Origin of the sequence: Achromobacter xylosoxidans, from assembly GCF_001457475.1 — a bacterium.
Lineage (GTDB): Bacteria > Pseudomonadota > Gammaproteobacteria > Burkholderiales > Burkholderiaceae_B > Achromobacter > Achromobacter xylosoxidans.
The window spans coordinates 1,271,090-1,289,013 of record NZ_LN831029.1 but is presented as its reverse complement, the minus strand read 5'-3'; the positions used below and the strand labels follow the sequence as shown (position 1 = coordinate 1,289,013).

The 17,924-nt window shown below is 65.7% G+C and carries 4 protein-coding genes; all 4 read right to left on the bottom strand.

Annotated elements, in window-relative coordinates; translation table 11 throughout:
• Positions 1–12: 12 nt before the first annotated feature.
• Genes AT699_RS05920 through AT699_RS05905 form a run of 4 tightly spaced genes read right to left on the bottom strand, consistent with a single transcriptional unit; the run spans position 13 to position 17,879 of the window.
• Positions 13–798 carry a thioesterase II family protein gene (locus tag AT699_RS05920; RefSeq protein WP_058207247.1) on the bottom strand — a complete coding sequence of 262 codons (786 nt, stop codon included), beginning with the start codon at positions 796–798 and terminating at the stop codon, positions 13–15.
• Positions 791–1,924 (bottom strand): Gfo/Idh/MocA family oxidoreductase, encoded by a 1,134-nt coding sequence (locus tag AT699_RS05915; RefSeq protein WP_024067978.1) that lies wholly within the window; start codon positions 1,922–1,924, stop codon positions 791–793. The genes AT699_RS05920 and AT699_RS05915 overlap by 8 nt, the downstream gene beginning before the upstream one ends.
• Positions 1,921–11,643 carry a type I polyketide synthase gene (locus tag AT699_RS05910; RefSeq protein WP_024067977.1) on the bottom strand — a complete coding sequence of 3,241 codons (9,723 nt, stop codon included), beginning with the start codon at positions 11,641–11,643 and terminating at the stop codon, positions 1,921–1,923. The genes AT699_RS05915 and AT699_RS05910 overlap by 4 nt, the downstream gene beginning before the upstream one ends.
• On the bottom strand, positions 11,640–17,879 hold the full coding sequence (locus AT699_RS05905) for a non-ribosomal peptide synthetase (RefSeq protein WP_058207246.1): 6,240 nt from the start codon (positions 17,877–17,879) through the stop codon (positions 11,640–11,642). The genes AT699_RS05910 and AT699_RS05905 overlap by 4 nt, the downstream gene beginning before the upstream one ends.
• Positions 17,880–17,924: the final 45 nt, after the last annotated feature.

Genomic DNA, 17,924 nt, shown 5'->3' with positions numbered 1-17,924 from the left:
CACAATGCTCCTTCATTTGAACGCGCACGTCGCTGAGTGCGCGGAATTCGGTTCAAAACGCCGTCTGATGTGCTCCAGAAAAGCTCTCGGACGACGAGTGACATAAAAGTGTTCGCCAGCAATGGCTACCGGCCCATCGACGTCGGATAGCCAGCTTTTCCATGCTTCGACTTCCGATCGCCAGGCCTCCTGGTCTGCACTGCCGTAGATCAACAACGTCGGCGTTTGAAGTCGCCGCCGTTCCCCCGGTTTCTGAGGATGCCAATAGCTTTCGGTTGCCTTGAAATCCGCCCGCAGCATCGGCATGAACACAGGCCACAAGCCGGGCTCGTTCAATAGCTCCTGTGCGTTCCCACCAATGGCGACCAATTGCTCAAGGAATGCGCGATCTTCAAGGTGGCTGATGAGGCGCCGGCCATGCAGGTGCGGCGCATGGCATCCGGACAAAACCAGACCGAGCGGCGCCGAGCCGCGCTGTTCCAGCCGCAAGCAAACCTCGAATGCCACCTGGGCCCCCATGCTGTGACCGGCGATCACAAGTTGCTGTTGGGCGATCTGATGCGTGTCGATGGCCATCAGAACCTGATCGGCCAGTTCGGCGATACTTGCCGCGCAGGCCTCGTTCATCCGTTGATCGCGTCCGGGATAGACCGCCAACCAGACCTGCCAGCCATAAGGCCGCAGATCGCGCCAACTGCGGAACGCGCTCGCACTCCCGCCAGCGAAGGGGCACAGCACAAGATGGGTATCCTCTGCGCAGGGCTCGCTTGTTGCGCACAACGGCATCAGGTCAGCCATCCGTGCCTCCTGCGTTTCCGTGATCCGTCTGCACCTCGTCCCAGGTCACGACTTGGGGTGGCGATAGGCGTCGCTCCTCCGCAGGCGGAACAACGCGCAGGACGTCGAGCCAAAGACGCGCCAGAGACAACTGATATGCGGGATCGAAGGCCGTCGGTACGCGCTCGCCGTCCAGAACCTGGCAGAGGGTCTGCAGAACGCCGGCAACGCCAGAAACGCCATCGACCTCAAACGCGTCCCGCCAGGTGGCTGGCGCATCGTGCAGCACTGCGCAGGTTGGACGCGCATAGACGGCCTCGGCCGGGACATAGCGATACATCGTGCGTTGCTGGCTGTCGTGCTGCGCATCGTGGAAATGACCTGTCCATAGCACCGGCCCGTAGCTTGCTTCCAGCGTGAGATAGCCCGCAGGCCACATCAGACTGGCCTGGTGCATCACCAGGCTGTGCATGTCGGGATCGGATGGATCGAGAAAGGCTTGCAAACGCAGTACCGCCCGGCATCCACCTGGCAGCGCCAGGCTCACGGGCACGAAGTGCGCGTCGGCGCCCTCCAGCGGCTGAACCTGTACTTGGCCGCCATCAGGGATGCCGCAGGCTTGCAGCAGCAGATCCAGCGTCGAATACAACAACTGGCGGCTGGTCGTCAGATGCGCCGCGCATGGCATCTCGCCGCCAAGGAGCTGCATGACATGGGTAGCCCGGTCTATCCAGCAACGGCCCGCCGGCACGTGCGGATAGAAACTGTTGACCCAGTACCGCAGACCACGCTGTTCGGCGAGTGTCTGGAGCCGTTCGACATCATCTGGATGCAAGGGATGTTCCTGCACCACATGAATGCCACGTTTCAACAGTTCGGCAGCCAGTTGACTGCCTTCGCCCTGGGCCACCGTGGATCGAACCACCACGCAGGCAATGTCGATGTCTTCGGGAAGCTGTTCCAGACGGGTATAGAGCGGGATGCCAAAGTCGTGCGCCAATTGTTGCGCTCTTCGGCTGCCTCGAGCCAGCAGGCCTGCCAACTGAAGACCGGGCCGGGACTGAAGGAAGGCATTGAGATACACCTCGCCGAACTTCGCGCCGACGACCACGACGCGCCGGCTCTTGCTGGGATTGGACCTGATCATTTCGTGGACTCCGCGCAGTTCGTGCTGGCAAGCCACTGCTGAACATCGCCAGCCAGCGCAGCGGCGATGTCCGCATCCGCCATGAGTTGCCAGTGCGTGGCCGTCACGGTCAGGGTTTGCGCGTGTGCCTTCCAATCCGCCCATTCGCGCACCGCCGGCGTCCAATGATCCGGGTGACGGTCTGCCTCGATCCACAGGACGGGAGCCGGAATGGATCGCCCGATGCGATGCCCCGCCAGCAGGTTCAGCAGACGGAAAATGCGCATCAGCCACTGACGCGCGGCATCCGAGGGCATTGCCTCGGCGATGACGCCCGCCTGAGCTGCACCGACAACGAACGCTTCGATGCGGGCCGGCTCATCCAGTGCCTCCCAGTTTTCTGGCAGAACGATCTGGTGTTCGCCGGCCAGCATCATCATCAGTGCGGACAGGTCCTCGACCGCGAAGTCGGCCCCGTACACCGGGTCTATCAACACCAGACGAACGGCCTTGTCGCGACCATGCAGCATGCGTGCGACCTCGGCAGCGACTGCTGCGCCGTAGGACCATCCCACCAGGATGTGCGGCTCCCTGCCGAGCTTCGTCCCCATCGCGTGCAGGTAGCCGGAGGCCAGGGTCTGCAGGCTTTCGACTTCGATCTGTTCCGGAGCCTGCAAGCCCCACACCTGGGCATCCAATGCCCCGGCGAACGACATGTACGAAGCCACGCCGCCATCTGAGGCATGAAAGACGAACATGCGTTCGTGCGTATGCCCTTGCGTCAAGGGTACGAGAACATTTTTCATATCCGGGCTCCTGATTCCTTCGAGCGTGGCGCAGAACGCCGCCAAGGTGCGATGGGCGAACAGCGCCTGCAGGCTGGCGCCCGCAACGCCCACGCGGTTGAGCTGGGCAATGACCCGCGTAGCGATCAGGCTGTCGCCGCCGCTGTGGAAGAAGTCGCTTTCCGGGCTCACTGGTCTGCCGAGGAAGGCCTGCCATATCTGGGCGACACTATTGATCAGCGCATCGTCCGGCGCTTCGCGGGCGTTGGACGACATGGCTGCGCCGTCGACCACTGGCTGCGTGCTCGTCGCCGGCACATTCGCAGCCAAGGCCCGCGCGCCTGCAGCGGCGCCGATGGCGAACATGTGCTGAGACTCGCTTTGCCGCACTTCGACATCCGGCAACGTCTCACCAAAATGCCGTATCAGCGACTGCCTGACCGCCTGGCAATCGACGTGGGCGGCGCGTACCAGGCGGGCCACGATCACATGCTGATGGATGGGGGAGTCCGCGGTTTCCGGCCAGGCCAGTTCGAGCGAGAAGCCGCTGCCTTGCAACGCCTCGCGCCACTGGGTCAGATTCAGCATGGCCCGGTCGTCGATGATCCGGTGATCCTGGTAGTTGCCCAGCCCTTCGATGAAGCCCACGCTGGCCATCTGCAACAGGCTATCCCGGTGAGTGGCCTCGATCAGCACGAGACGGGCGCCTGGCTTCATCAGGCTGCCGATACGGCGCAGCGACCGTACGACGTGGCTGGCGTCGTGCATGACCTGGGCGGCCACCACGAGATCATGGCTTTCGGCCGGGTACGTCGCGTAGTCGACCGGCTGGTTGATGTCGAAAATGCCGTAGGTCAGTTCACCGCGCCCCGTGAATCGCTTGCAGGCTTCATCCAGGAAGAACGTCGAGACATCGGTGAAGTGATAGGTGTCCAGGCGGTCGCCAAGTGCTTCCAGCACGGTGCCCGTGGTGGCTCCGGTGCCGGCGCCAACCTCCATGACGCGCAGGCGGCGCTCCGGCCGGAACGACTGTCCCAGCCTCCGCACGATATGCGCCACGTTGCGGATCACGCATTGCGCAGCCGGGTTCTGCGCATAAAGTGCTCGCGTGATCGCGTAGTCATCGGCAAAGAACAGTTCCAGGGCCAAGCAAGTGCCTTGCAGCAATTGCGCATGCCGCTCCACGTTGCGGTCCAGGTAGTGAGCCAGCGTGTCGCCCCAGGCGCTGGGTGGCATGGCTGGCGGGGCCTGCATGTCATTCAAGGGCCGCAGGCACACGAAGTTCCCATCGTCCTGGCTCAGCCAGCCCGCCGTCGTCAGCGCCCGAAGCCATTGGCGCACGATGCGCTCGAACTGCGGCAGCACTTGCAGACGACGGTAGATGGCATCCAATGCCACCGCCTGGCGTTCCTGCACGAACAGGCCATGGTTCGCCAGGGTGCTGGCAATACCGTGCAGCGCACGGGTTTCCAGCGCCAGCCACACCGCATCGAAGAGGCTCTGCTCGGCTGGCTCCAGGCCTGCCAATTCCGGCAGAACCCCCAGGTCAGGCTCCGTGAAACCGGCCGGGTCGTAGCTGCGAGGTTTCGCCACCACCTTGACCAGCAGATTTCCGCCAACGCCATCGTGCTGGGCATCGGCCTGAAAGACGCCCTCCTGTCGGAGTGCGACGGCCTCGATTTCTCTCGGGTCGACTTGGCTTGCGGCAGCGAACCACGCGTGACGCGCGAAAGGCAGAGGCTCAACTTGCTCTTCGGGGTGCTTCCATATTCCCGGCTGCTGCATCCGCTGCGGAGCATTCGCCACCGCTTTCAGTACGGCATGAAAATCCCTGAACATGGCCTGTGCGGCCCCTTCGGCCAACACCTCGTCCATGCAATACCAGCTGAACACCAGTTCCCCGTCGATCTCCATGACCTGGTGATCCAGCCACACCTGTGGGGTCTGCGTGAACACATGCACGGGGTCGCCCAGCAGGCTGGTCATGGCCTGATCGATGTTCAGCCCATCCAGCGTCATGCCCAGCATGCTCGTGAATACCACCGGCATCAGCGGCTGATGCGACTGCCCACGAATGCGGCCTACCTCCCGCAGCAGTTCGACGCCGTTCACCTGGCTGTGTGCCAGGTGCTGGCGCAAGCGCCGCTGGGTTTGCTCGATGCGCTCACGCAGGGTGAGGGATTCATCGCTCAGATCGAAATCGACCAGCAGCACCGAGGTGAAGTCGCCAATCAACTGGCTCATCTGTGGATGCACGGGACGCCGATTGAAGAACGTGAGGTTCAGGGTGAAGCTCGGCCAGCGTGCCCAGCGCTCCAGCGTCACGGCGAACAGCGTCATCAACGCTGCCGAAGGGGTCACCCCCCAGGATCGCCACTCCTCCTTCAAGTCCGTCCAGCTCTGACGATCCAGGGTCGCCTGATAGGTCGTAAAACTGGGCTGATGGCCGTCCGGATCGCCATCGGACAGCGGCAAGCTCGGTGCAGGCGGAAGCTCAGCCAGTAAGTCCTGCCAGTAGCACCACGACCTGAGCCAATCCTCGGTCTGGCGACGTGCCTGTTCGCCGAGCACGTAGTCGCGGAAGGTGATCTGCAACGGCTCCGGACTGCCACCCCGGTAGAAGGCCGCCAAGTCGTCCATCATGACCTTGAAGCTCTGCACGTCGAACAGCAGCAGATCCAGGTTCATGTGCAGCCGATAGCGTTCGCCGTTCAGCTCCGACGCGATCAGCTCGAACAGCGGCCAACGCTCTGCCGGCAGGACACGGTAGGACAGCTCTTGCCGGGTTTGTGCCAGCATCCGTTCCTGTTCGTCGGCGGAAAGCGCGGACAGGTTGCGGCGCTCGATGCGGTACTCGGGGACATGTTCCAGAATCCGCTGCTGGCCATCGTCGCCAATCACCATGCGGAGCATGTCGTGACGCTGTATCAGCGCATTCCAGGCCTGCTCAAGACGCTCCAGGTCGAACTGGTCATGGCGCAGGTCCCACTCGAACAGCACATGGCAGGCCACGCCGCCGTAGTCGATCAGGCTGGTGCGTCCCAACCAGTACGCATGCTGAATCGGCGTCAGCGGGAATGGCTGGAAGCGACCGGCCGCATCGTGATGCAGCAGCGTCGGTTGCGACGGCCCCTCGGTGGCTTGCGCCGCTTGCCTGGCGATCAATCGGCTCAGGCCTGCGATCGTCATATCCCGATAGGCTTGTTCGGCGTCGATGCGTACCCCCAGGCGGCGCTGGATGGTGCTGCTCAGTTCCAGGAACAACAGAGAATCCAGCCCCAGTTGCACCAGATCGCGTTTGGCCGAAAGCCGCGATGGGTCGTCCAGCCTCAGTTGAGCCGCGATCTGCGCTGCCAACCACTGCGCCACCGCGCCGGCATCTGCCAGTTGGTCCGCCGGCAGGTCCGGAGACTGCGCTTGCGCGGCCTTGGCGGGCTTGCCTGCCACCGGCACCGCAGGCTGCCGCGCCGTCTCGCGCAGGAGGCCCAGCAACTGCTTGCGGCCATCATCCAGATGCTCGGGCAACACCCGCATCGCCAGGCGGTAGGGCGCCCCGCGCGACAGTGCCTGCTCCAGATGCCATAGGCCTTCGGCATCGCTCAGTACCCCCATGCCGTCCTGCGCGAGAGCTGCCTGTAATGCTTCGTCGGCCGCACGTCCGGTTTGGCCCCAGGCGCCCCAGCCGATGGCAATCACCTTGACCGGGCTTTCATCACCCCAGGCGGCGGCTTCATACGCCAGGCCGTCCAGATAGGCGCTCGCCAAGGCATGGCCGGCCTGTCCCGCACTGCCCAGGGCGGCGGCGGCCGATGAGTACAGCAACAGATAGAGCCTGCCACCGGCCCGGCTCAGTCTCTCGTACAGATGCCGCGCCGCGTGAGCCTTGACCGCCAGCACAGGCGCAAGGCGACGGGCATCCCAGGACGAGATAGGTCCATCGTCGAGCACGCCTGCGGCATGCACGATACCGGCCAGCCCGCCGTCAGCCGACAGACGATCCACCGCACGATCAAGATCGGCCAGATCGGCAACGTCGCAGACCACGCACGTCGCCAAGACCGCATAGCGCTGTCGCAGCCTGGCGATGAAGTCAGCGGCGTCCTCCTGCTGCCGATGCGCAAGCAATGCGATTCGACCTGCGCCGCGACTGGCCAGCCATTCAGCCGTCAACCGACCCAGGCCGCCCAACCCGCCCGTTACCACGTGCCAGCCGTCACTTCGCAAGCTGTGTTCATTCAGCGCGGGAGCGGCAAAACGGTGTGGCTGTAGTCGCGGCACCCATGCATGGCCTTCGCGCACGGCCACCCACTGTCCGGATTTCTCCGTCGCATGCAGGCCAACGAGCAGATCCTGCCAAGGCGCGTCCACTGCAAGATCGACCATCAGGATGGAACGCGTGGCCGCTGCCGGGGCAGCAAACTCGACCGACGCGGTGCGTGCCAGCCCCCAGACAGCATGATGAGCCGCACTGACGTTCTCGTCGCCGGCCACCGGCCATGCCGCCCGCGTGACCACCACAATGCGGCTGCCGTCCTGGCCTGAGGCTTCTTGAATTGCACCTAGCACGGTTTCGGCAACGCCATCCAGGCCAGCGTGTTCCGGAAGCAGCACCAGCATGTCCCCGGCATCCTCATCCAGGGTGACGCCCACCTGAGCCAGCTCGGACACCAGGCCGGCGTCCATTTCCCCGAACACTCGCAGCCGCCTGCCGACGACGGCATCCGTCGCCCGGCCAAGCGGTTCCCAGCACCAGTCGTAGTGCGTGTCTGGCGTTGCGGAGAGCTTCGGCAGGCCGTCTTCGTCACCACCGGGGGACGCCAGTGGGCTCTGCCAGAGGCCATTCGGCCCAAGCAGCGTCAGGTCGATGTTCGACGGCTGGTTCAGTCGGGCCTGCCATTGCAGGCGAACCAGGCCCAACCAGTCTGGTGCCCGTGGTGGAACATCGATGGCGGGCACGTGCCTGCCATCGCCGTGGCGACGGGCCATTTCGCGGCTGGCCTTGCCAACTCGGTCGATCCATTGGCTGTCCTGCCCAGCACAATCGGACCAATCCGCCAGGTAACTGCCGTCATTGGCGAGCGCCTGACCCAATACGCTAGTGCCAAGCCGCATCGGTGTGGACTGCGCAGCGGACGCGCCGGGTGCCGTCGCCAGCAAGATGTGCTCGCTCATGCCGGACGTGGCGGTACCGTCGTCCGGGAGCCATTCGACAGTGGCGAAGCCGGCGGCAAGACACTGATCGCGCCAGTGCGCCGTGCTCAGGAACAGCTCGCCGCCACGGGCCTGCTCATCATGCAATGGCAGAACCAGCGGCCCGAACACGAAATCGAACAGGCGCATGGGCCGGGTGATCTCGCGCATCAGCAAGCGGCCACCCGGCTTGAGCAAGGGCAGCAGGTTCGCCAGCGCATCCCCCACGTGCTGCGTGGCGTGAATGACGTTGGCGGCCACGATCAAGTCGAAATCGCCCGCCGCGAACCCCTGGGCCCCGGCACTTTGCTGAAGATCGAACTCCCGGTACTCGACGAAGCCGTAGTCGGCGAATTTCTGCTCGGCGCGGCGGGTGAAGATCGGCGAGATGTCCGTGAACACGTAGTGCACGTCCGGCTGGCTGGACAACGCCGGCAGTACCCACGCAGTGGTGCCGCCCGTGCCGCCACCCACCTCCAGCACCCGATATGGCGGCAGCGGTTCGCCGGGTTCGCCACGGCTGCGCACCAGGTCGGCGACCACACCCGCGGCGATCTGATTGAAATAGCGCCCGAAGCTGAAATCCTGATACAGGACTTCCACGCCGCTGGAGGCACCCTCCGGGAAGATCACAGCGACAGGTTCGATCGCGCCGCTCATCATCTCGTACAGGCTGTCGCCCGCGCGCTGCACGGTTTCCGCGATGACGCCCAGGCCCTCGCAGTAACTTTTCAGCTCGGCGAGCAGTTGTTCATGTGCTGCGTGCGGTGCGGCAACCCGCGTGCGGTAGCGGCCGTCCTGTTGTTGCAGGTAGCCGTCTTCGGTGCAGGCATTGAGCAGCCGCACCAGCAATTGGCGATGTCGGGGCAGAAGCCGTCCATCACGCAGGATATCCAGTGCCGTCACGCCCCGGTCGATGCGCTCACCCACGCAACGGCGCAGCAACCTGTCGACATAGATGGCATGCAGTTTGACCACGCATTCATACAGAGCCTCCAGGCGCGGCAAATCCAGCTCGCGTGCTTCGCGCGTCACGACATTGCGTGCAGTGGGCAGTTGCGTGCCGTGCGAGAACGGCTGTGCCGCGTTCGCCGCTGCGGCAGCGGTTGCTTCACGCCAGTAGCGCTGACGTTCAAAGGGGTACAGCGGGACATGGCATTTACGCCCCGAGCCACCCAGCAACTGCGGCCAGGGCAGATCGACGCCTGCGACGAACAGTTGCATCAGGGCCTGCCGCAGCGGTTGCCGTGCGGATTGATTGCGTCGGGCGCTGGCGATCCAGTGGGCGCCAGCGCCCATCTCCCGCTGCCCGATACCGACCAGGGGTGCATCCGGCCCCATTTCCAGGAACATGCCTGCACCGTCTTCGATGGCCTTGCGCAGGCACTGGACGAAACGCACGGGGTTGCGCATGTGCCTTGGCCAGAAGTCCGGCTGATTCAGTAGCGCGGCATCCACCAGCTCGCCAGTCAGGCCGGAGATCAGCGCGATGTCGCCCTGTCTTGCCTGCAGCGCGCCCGCAGCCTGCCGGAACTCCGGCAGGATCGGGTCGAGCATCCGCGAATGTGCCGCGCCCGTGACCGCCAGCGGATTGCTGCGCACGCCCATGCCTTCGAGTTCGGTGGCCAGTTTGGCGATCAAGTCGCGTTCGCCGGAGAAGACCAGGTGACGCTCACCGTTGCAGGCCGCTAGGTCGAGGCCCAGCCGCATGGCAACCGGCATGACTTGCGCCTCGTCGGCAAAGACCGAGAGCATGGCGCCGCCGCGGCAGCGGTCCATCAGTGCGCCACGCCGCCGCACCAACGGCATGACCTGCTCGTGGCTGTAGTGGCCGGCCACGACCGCCGCTGCGAATTCACCGACCGAATGGCCCAGTACCATGTCCGGTACCAACCCCAAGCCTTGCCAATGCGCAGCCATCGCCAGTTCGAAAGCGACGATGGCCGGCTGTGCGTACTCCATGCGCTGGAGCAAATCGCTGTCCGGCTCCACCAGCGCCCTTCGCAGTTGCTCGGCGAAAGCACTATCCAGGTTCTGGAACGCCGCCAAGCAGCGCTCCAGGCCTTGGGCAAAGGCGGGGGAGGAGTGGTACCAGTCGCGTGCCATGCCGGGCCACTGCGACCCCTGGCCGGTGAAAAGCCATGCCCGTTTGCCTGCTTCGCCTTGGCCGACATGGATCAGAATGTCGTCCTCGCCCTGGGCGAAGGCGTTCAAGGCATCCACCGTCTCACCGCATACGGGCACGGCCAGACGCCAAGGCATGTCGAGCAAGCGGCCCGTCAGCGCCGTATGGGCCACGTCTGCGACAGGCTGGGTTTGCAATGCCTGTACATAGGCACCGGCCAGACGCCGCAACGCGCCTTCGTTGTTGGCGCTCAGCAGCAGCACGTCCTCATCAGCGCCATGGGGCTGCCCATCCTCGGGCTGATGCACCGAACGCAGGGCCTGCGGCAAGGACGCCACGACCATATGGCAGTTGGTGCCGCCGATCCCGAAGGACGAGACGCCTGCGATGCGAACCGGCGCCTCCCAGGACTGGGCCTCGCGCGGCACGTAGAAAGGACCGTCTTCCAGGTGCAAGGCCGGATTGGCCTGCTGGAAGTTCACGCATGGCGGGATCGCGCCGCGCTCGACCGCCAGCACCGCCTTGAGGAAGCTGGCAATGCCGGCAGCCGTATCCAGGTGCCCCATGTTGCTCTTGACCGAGCCCAGCGCGCAGGCGGGCCCTTGGCCGGCGGGATGGAATACACCCTGCAGCGCCTGCAGTTCGATCGAATCGCCCAGTGGAGTCGCCGTCCCGTGGGCCTCGATCATGCCGATCTGCTCACTGCGCACTCCGGCCAGCGCCCACGCATCGGCGATCACCTCACGCTGCCCGAGCACGGAGGGCGCGGTATAGCCGACTTTCTGGCTGCCGTCGTTGTTGATGGCGCTGCCCAGTACGACCGCCACGACCGGATCGCCGTCGCGTAGCGCATCGGACAGGCGCCGCAGCACCACGGCCGCCACGCCATTGCCGCCATAGGTGCCCTGGGCCTGCGCATCGAACGGGCGGCAATGCCCGTCGGGCGAGAAGATCATGCCCTGCTGGTACAAATAGCCGCTCACCTGCGGGAAGGAGACGGCCACACCGCCAGCGATGGCCATGTCGCATTCGCCGGATCGCAGGCTCTCGCATGCCAGGTGGGTGGCGACCAATGAACTGGAGCAGGCCGTCTGCACGGACATGGCCGGGCCGCGAAGATCCAGCTTGTAGGCGGCGCGCGTCGCCACGTAGTCCTTGTCATTGCCCATCAGGGACTGCAGGCTGCGCACGTGCGCCACTTCGGCGATGTTGATCGCCTCGCGCCCTGGATAGGTGCTGATCCGGCCGGAGCCGAACACGCCGGTCTTGTGTGGCACCGCTCGGGGCGCATAGCCAGCGTGCTCCAGCGCGTGCCAGGCCATCTGCAGGAACAGCCGCTGCTGCGGGTCGAGCAGTTCGGCTTCCTGGCGGGAGTAGCCGAACAGCTCGGCGTCGAAAGCCTCGGCGTCGGGCACCACGGTTCCACGCGGCACAAAGGCCGGATCGTCGATGACCGATGCCGGAATCCCGGCATCCAGCAGTTCCTGCCGCGAAAACTGCCGACTGCATTCACGCCCGGCCAGCAGGTTGGCCCAATAGGCGTCGCTGTCGGCCGCGTCCGGGAACCGGCTGGCATGACCGATCACCGCGATCGGCTCGCAGTCGAGATAGTGCTGCTTCAAGCGTTCTTCGATATTCATGATGTCTCCCCGCGCCGACGTTGCGCACGCGCTTTGCGCTGCGCCAGCAGTTCGCGGCGCTCGTCCCCGGGCGCTGCGGTGTCATTCGTCGTGTTCGATCTGCCGTGCAGGTGCGCTGCCAAGGCCAGCGGCGTGGCCTGGGCAAACAGATCAGTGACCAGCAGGCCGGTGTGGCCCGTCTGGGTCAGGTGCACATGCAACTGAACCAATTTCAGGGACGTGGCACCTGCATCGAAAAAGGACTGGCGAGGCTGGATCGGCCTCCCGACCACCTGCTCGAAATGCCTGCACAGTGCTTGAACCAAGGCGTCATCGGCCCGCAGCGGCGTGGCCGTGACTGACGGCTCGATAGCACGAGGCGCAGGTACGTGATCGGCGCTGCGCGACATTCCCTCCAGGCGAGGCACCAGTGCCTGCAATGGCTGATCCCAGGCCGAGTCTTCGCTCGCCAGCCGCTGCAACAAGGAGACGTAGCGGTCGAAGGCGGCCTGAATCTGCTGCGGTTCGAACAGCTCCTGAACGTAATCCCAGTTGAAGCGCAACTCGCCCTCGGACTCGTACACCTGGTGGTCGAGCCAGACCTGGGGGGTGTGCGACAAGCCCCAGCGTGGCTTCATCCAGGACGCATGGGCGAGGAAGCGGTCCTGTTCGAAGCCCAGGGCGCTGGTGAACACCACGGGCATGGCGGCAGCCGCTTGTCCAGCGCGCCGGGCCAGTTGGCGCATGACTTGAATGGCCGAGACATCGCGATGCAACAGGTCCTGGCGCAGGCGTTGCTGCAGGCCCTGGGCGCTGCTGCGCCAGTCCGCGGCCGGTTGCCAAGCCAGCAGCAGCAACGTCGTGAAGTCGCCCAGTACCTGTTCGATCTGCGGGTGCAGCGGCTCGCGGTCGAACAGGGTGAGGTTCAGGCTCAGCTCGTCATGGCCAGCCCAGGCCGACAAGGTGGCGGCATAGGCCGAGAGCAGCAATGCCGACGGGGTCAAACCTTCGGCGCGCGCACGCGCCTTGAGCGCCTCCCACTGCGGGGCGGCAAGCCTGGCGGACAGTCGTGCGAAGCGCGGCAGGCCCACGTCGCCCGGATCGCAGCGCAATGGCAGGCGCGGGGCCGGCGGCAGATGGTCCAGGCGGCGCGCCCAGTACGCCAACGAGACGTCGTTGGCTGGTCGTTGCTGCACATGCTCCAGATAATCGCGGAAGCCAATCTCCAGCTCCGGCAGCGACTGCCCGGGATTGGTGTAGAGCTGTTCCAGTTCGGCAAGCAGGATCTGCATGCTCAGGCCATCGAGCATCAGGTTGTCCAGGCACACGAACAGGCTGGCCTTGGCGCCGCCATCGACCAGGGCGGCCTGAATGTCGAAGACGGGCCAGCGCGATGGATCGAGCACCTGCCGGGCCAGACGCTCACGCAACGCCACGGCTTCCGGGGCGTCCAGGTCGGTCACCGGATGGCAGGGCAGCCTGAAGTCCGGCACCTGCGGCAACACCTGCTGCATGCCGTCGCGAACCACTGCCCGCAGGGTGTCGTGCCGGCTGATCAACCGATTCATGGCCCGCTCGAAGCGCGCGACATCCAGATCGGCCACCTCGAATTCGACGAAGAAATGCGAGCCGATCCCGCCCAGCGCGAACCCTGGCTGCCGCCCCACCAGATAGGCCTGCTGCACATCGGTCAGCGGGAAAGGCGCGTATCGCCGCGTGGGGTCATGCCGCAGGCCCGGCGTACCGATGGTGTCGCCGCTGCGCACGGTCTCGGCGAATGCCGCCAGCGTCGGGAAGTCGAACAGGTCGCCGAGCGCTGCCGAAAAGCCGCGTCGGTTCAGTTCACCGATCAGGCGCGTCGCCAGCAAACTGTCCCCGCCCATGCGGAAGAAATGACTGTCCCGGTAAAGGTGTTCCACCTTCAAAAGATCGCGCCAGAGACTGGCCACAGCCTGTTCCGTGCCCCCCTGGGGCAGTGGCCGCTCGGCACCGGCCTCGGGCGTGCCATGAGTGCAGTGCTCCAGCAGGCCGCGGTGATCCACCTTGCCGTTGGCGGTCAATGGCAAGGCCTCCAGGAAGTACAGCCGTTGCGGCACCATGTAGCCTGGGAGCAACCCGCGCAGCGCCTGAGCCAGCCGGTTGGCATCCGGCCTGAGCACTTCCTGCGGTGCACGGGACACCAGGCACTGCACATGCCCCAGCACCGTCTGGGCTTCGTTGCGCATTCCTTGCCTTGCCAACAGGTCCTGCCACCAGGGCGTCTCGTGCAGCCGGTTGGCCAGGCCTTCCTCGTGGCCGTCCGCCAGCAGCTCGGTGGAAACCAGCGCCAGGCACGAAACCCGATTCAGTTCCTGGACGAACACCATGGCCGAAGGTGCGGCCAGGGCCAGCACCACCTGGACCCCGGCGTCGCCCACGCGGTGCAAGGCGTTGTTGGCCCATACCAGATCGGCCTGATGCAGATCCTCCTGCGCCACGCCGGCATGCCACCGCCTAACCTCTGCATGCGCATGCCGCTGCAACCGTTCCGTGGCGCGAAGCACCATCTCCGGCGAGTCATCCCACGCGGTATAAGCCACAGCTCCTGCATCCAAATGCCGGAGAAGCTGTTCCGCAGCCAGGCCGCTGCGTGCGCCGACCTCATGCAGCCGTACCGGACGGCCCAGCGTCTTCGCCAAGGTCCGGGTCAGGTCGGTCAGCACCGCGATGGCCGCGTGCATGCCGGGGGAACGCAGCAGCAACTGCTCTGGCGCCCAGAATGGATGGTTCAGCAGCGTTCGCGCAGGCCGCTCGCCGCGGATGATCTGGGCCAGCGGCGCATGGTGCGTCAACAACATGTTGGCCGCTTCCCGCAGCGGATGTTCGCCGCTCGGTTGCCATGCCGGCGGCATGCTCTCCACCGGCGCGTGGACGCCATCGTCCAGACGCTGCAGGTAGCCCTGTCGATGCAGATGCTCCAGCCAACGCACCACCAAGCCGGCCCACTGGGGCTGTGCGCCGTACTCCGCCATCACGGCCTGTACGGTGACGCGGCCGGTCAGGTTCACCCCTTGCCGCATCAGATGCTCGTACAGGAAGCCGGCCAGGAGGCGTGCCATATCATCCTCATGATCCGGCTCGGCCGGCCCCGCATGCCAGGCCTCGCCTGGCAGCAGCGCGGCGTAGTCCGCGGGCAGCGACGGGTCGCCGGGCAGCGGACTGGACAGCGCCGTTCCCTGTGGCACCACGAAGCCCACCAGGGCTTTCTCCCGCTCTCCAACGGCCAGCGCCACCGCGCTCTTGACACCCTCGACCCGCAACAGGGCCGCTTCGATCTCGCCAAGCTCTATGCGGTAGCCGCCCACCTTGACCTGCTTGTCACGACGGCCAAGGAATTCCAACCGGCCGTCCGGCCAGTAGCAGCCCATGTCGCCGGTGCGATACCAGCGCTCGCCTTGCCAGCTCACGAATTGCTGCGCCGTGCGCTCCGGGTCGTTGAAATAGCCCAGCGCCACGCCTTCGCCGCCAATCCACAGCTCGCCCGGAACCCAGTCCGGGCAATCGCGGCCTTGTGCATCGGCCACGCGGTACTTCTGCCGCGCCAACGGATAGCCGTAGGGAATGGAGCGCCAATGCGGCGGCACGGAATCCACGTCGAAGACGTTGGACCAGATGGACGCCTCGGTCGCACCGCCCATGGCCACGAACTGCCCATCCGGGCGAAACGCGCGGTAGCGACCGGGCAAGTCCAGGCCGATCCAGTCGCCGGAGAGCATCACCATACGCAAGCGGGCGGGAGCCTGCAGCTCGAAACCCTCGGCATAGGTCAGCAGCATGTCCAGCAGCGCCGGAACCGTGTTCCAGACCGTCACGCCATGTCGCTCGATGACCTCGCACCAGCAGGCGGGGTCGCGCCGCTGGCCCTCGTCAACCAGCACCAGCGCACCGCCGGCCGAGAGCAGCCCGAAGATGTCGTACACCGACAGGTCGAAATGCAGCGCCGACAATGCCAGTACCCGGTCATCTGCCGAAACGGCGTAGCGCCGGTTCAGTTCCGCGCAGGTATTGAGCGCCCCCCGGTGGGAAATGATCACACCCTTGGGCATGCCGGTGGAGCCCGACGTGTAGATGATGTAGGCCGGCTCGCGCGCATCGACCTGCACGGGTTCGGCCAGCGGTGGATAGTCCGTGGCCTCCTGCCAGGCCAGGAAGGTGACGCCGGCCACGGCGTCGTTCAGGCCGTCGTCGCGGCATACCAGCATGCGCTTTGCCCCCGCGCCCTGGTAGATGGTGCGCCGCCGCTCCAACGGCTGATCCGGCGACACCGGCACATACACCGCGCCCACATGGAGAATGCCCAGCGCGGCCACGATCTGGCCGATGCCCTTGGACATGCTGATCGCCACCCGGTCGCCCGGCTGCACACCTTGCGCGGCCAATGCGCCGGCACAACGACGTGCCAGGGAGGCCAGCTCGGCGTAGGTCAATCGGCGCTCGCCATGCACCAGGGCCAGAGCATCCGGTCGCGTCCGCGCCTGCTGCCAGAAACCCTCGTGCAGCAATCCATCGGGCGCCGGTATATCGCCATGGGCATTGACCCGCTCGCGCACCGCCCGTTGCGCCTGCGGCATGGGATCGGGCAAGGGTTCCCGCCAGGCCTGCGGATGCGCCAGCAGGTACCGCACCAGGCCCACGTAGGCCTGGAACATCGCTTCGAGCAGGCCGGTCGGGAAAAGGGCCTCGTTGCTGTCCCATTGCAGGAACACCGAGCCGGCATGTTCGTAGGCCAGATGGTCGATCCAGACCTGCGGCGTTTGCGAAATCCCCCAGCCGGGAACGCCCAGGGTGCGCTCCACGTCCCGGCCGAACAGAGGGCGGCCCAGGTTGCTGGTGAACACCACCGGGGCGCCGTGGGGATAGGCGCCCGGCGTCTTGCGCAGTTCGCGCAGCAGTTCCACGCCCGACCAATGCCGATGCTCGTAGGCCTCGGTGAAGGTCTGCTGGTTGCCCCGTGCCAGCGTATCGAAACTCGATCCCTCGCCGGCGATGTCCAGCAGCAGGATGTTGGTGAAGTCGGCGATCATCCCGTCCACGGCGGGATGCAGCGGCTGGCGGTCGAACAGCGTCAGGTTCAGCAGCAGCCGTGGCTGGCTGCACCAGCGTGCCAGCACCGCGCCGAAGCAGGTCGCCAGCGCCATCGTCGGCGTCACGCCGCATTCGCCCGCCAGGCCCTGGAACCGCGCCCAGTCCTCGGCGGTGATTTCCACCCGCTGGCGCGAGATGCGAACCTGCTTGATCTGCGCCGGTTCGCAGGCCAGCGGCAACCGCGGTGCGTGCGGCAAACTGCCCGAGCGCTCCATCCAGAACGCCTTGGCCTGCTGGCGGGCCGCCTCGTTCTCCTGCGCCGCCTGGGCCAGATAGCTGCGGAAATCGTAGTCGCCGGAGATCGCCGGCAGGCACTCGCCGCGAACCAGCGCCGCCAGTTCATCGAACACCAGGCTGAAGCTCGCGGCATCGAGCACCAGCAAGTCGATGTCCGCGTGCAGGCGGTGATGCCCGTCGGGCAGCAAGCTGAGCTGGAAATCGAAGTTCTCGCCATGCTCGACAGCCAGAACCCGGTGGCCATGACGCGCACGCATGGCCAGCAAGTGGGCCTCGCACTGGGCGGGCGAAGCGCTGCGCAGGTCGTGCAGCGTCAGGCCGCGCCAGCGGGTACCGGGGCGGCGCTGCTGGCGGCCATCGTCCAGAAACGTCACCGTCAGCATGGGATGCCTTTCGACCAGCGCGCCGATGGCCTGCTCCAGAGCATCGGCATCCAGACCCTGGCCGTCGAACTCCTGGTACAGATGGCAGCCGACACCGCCCAGCGTCTGGTGGGGCGCACGCCCCACCAGGTAGGCGTGCTGCACGGGCGTCAGGTCGAAGGGGTGCCCATCGGCCATGGTCGGCCAGACGACAGCGGCGGGGGAGGCGGCGCCGCTTGGTTCCGGGGGTGCCGCCCGGGCAGCCGGTGCCGTGGCCGGGCAGTCCTGCAGCAGTTGGCTCCACCCGCGCACCGTGGGCTGCTGGTAGAGATCGCGCAATTTGACCTTGTGGCCGCGCTTGCGCAGGCGATGCATCCAGGCCATCAGGCGCATCGAATCCATGCCCAGCTTCAGGAGGCTGGCATCGGCATCCAGTTGCCCGGTGGGCATCCCGAGGTCGGCGGCGATTTCCTCACGAAGCGTTGCTTCGATATGCCCCCTCGATGGTGTGTCGTTTCGTCTCGCGTCCGTCATGAGAAACCCTCTTCATCTCCGTTTGCCCTTGGGATTCCCCGGTAC

Coding starts and splice junctions, on each gene's coding strand:
- AT699_RS05920 (WP_058207247.1), bottom strand. CDS start 798: ATGGCTGACCTGATGCCGTTGTGCGCAACAAGCGAGCCCTGCGCAGAG.
- AT699_RS05905 (WP_058207246.1), bottom strand. CDS start 17,879: ATGACGGACGCGAGACGAAACGACACACCATCGAGGGGGCATATCGAA.
- AT699_RS05915 (WP_024067978.1), bottom strand. CDS start 1,924: ATGATCAGGTCCAATCCCAGCAAGAGCCGGCGCGTCGTGGTCGTCGGC.
- AT699_RS05910 (WP_024067977.1), bottom strand. CDS start 11,643: ATGAATATCGAAGAACGCTTGAAGCAGCACTATCTCGACTGCGAGCCG.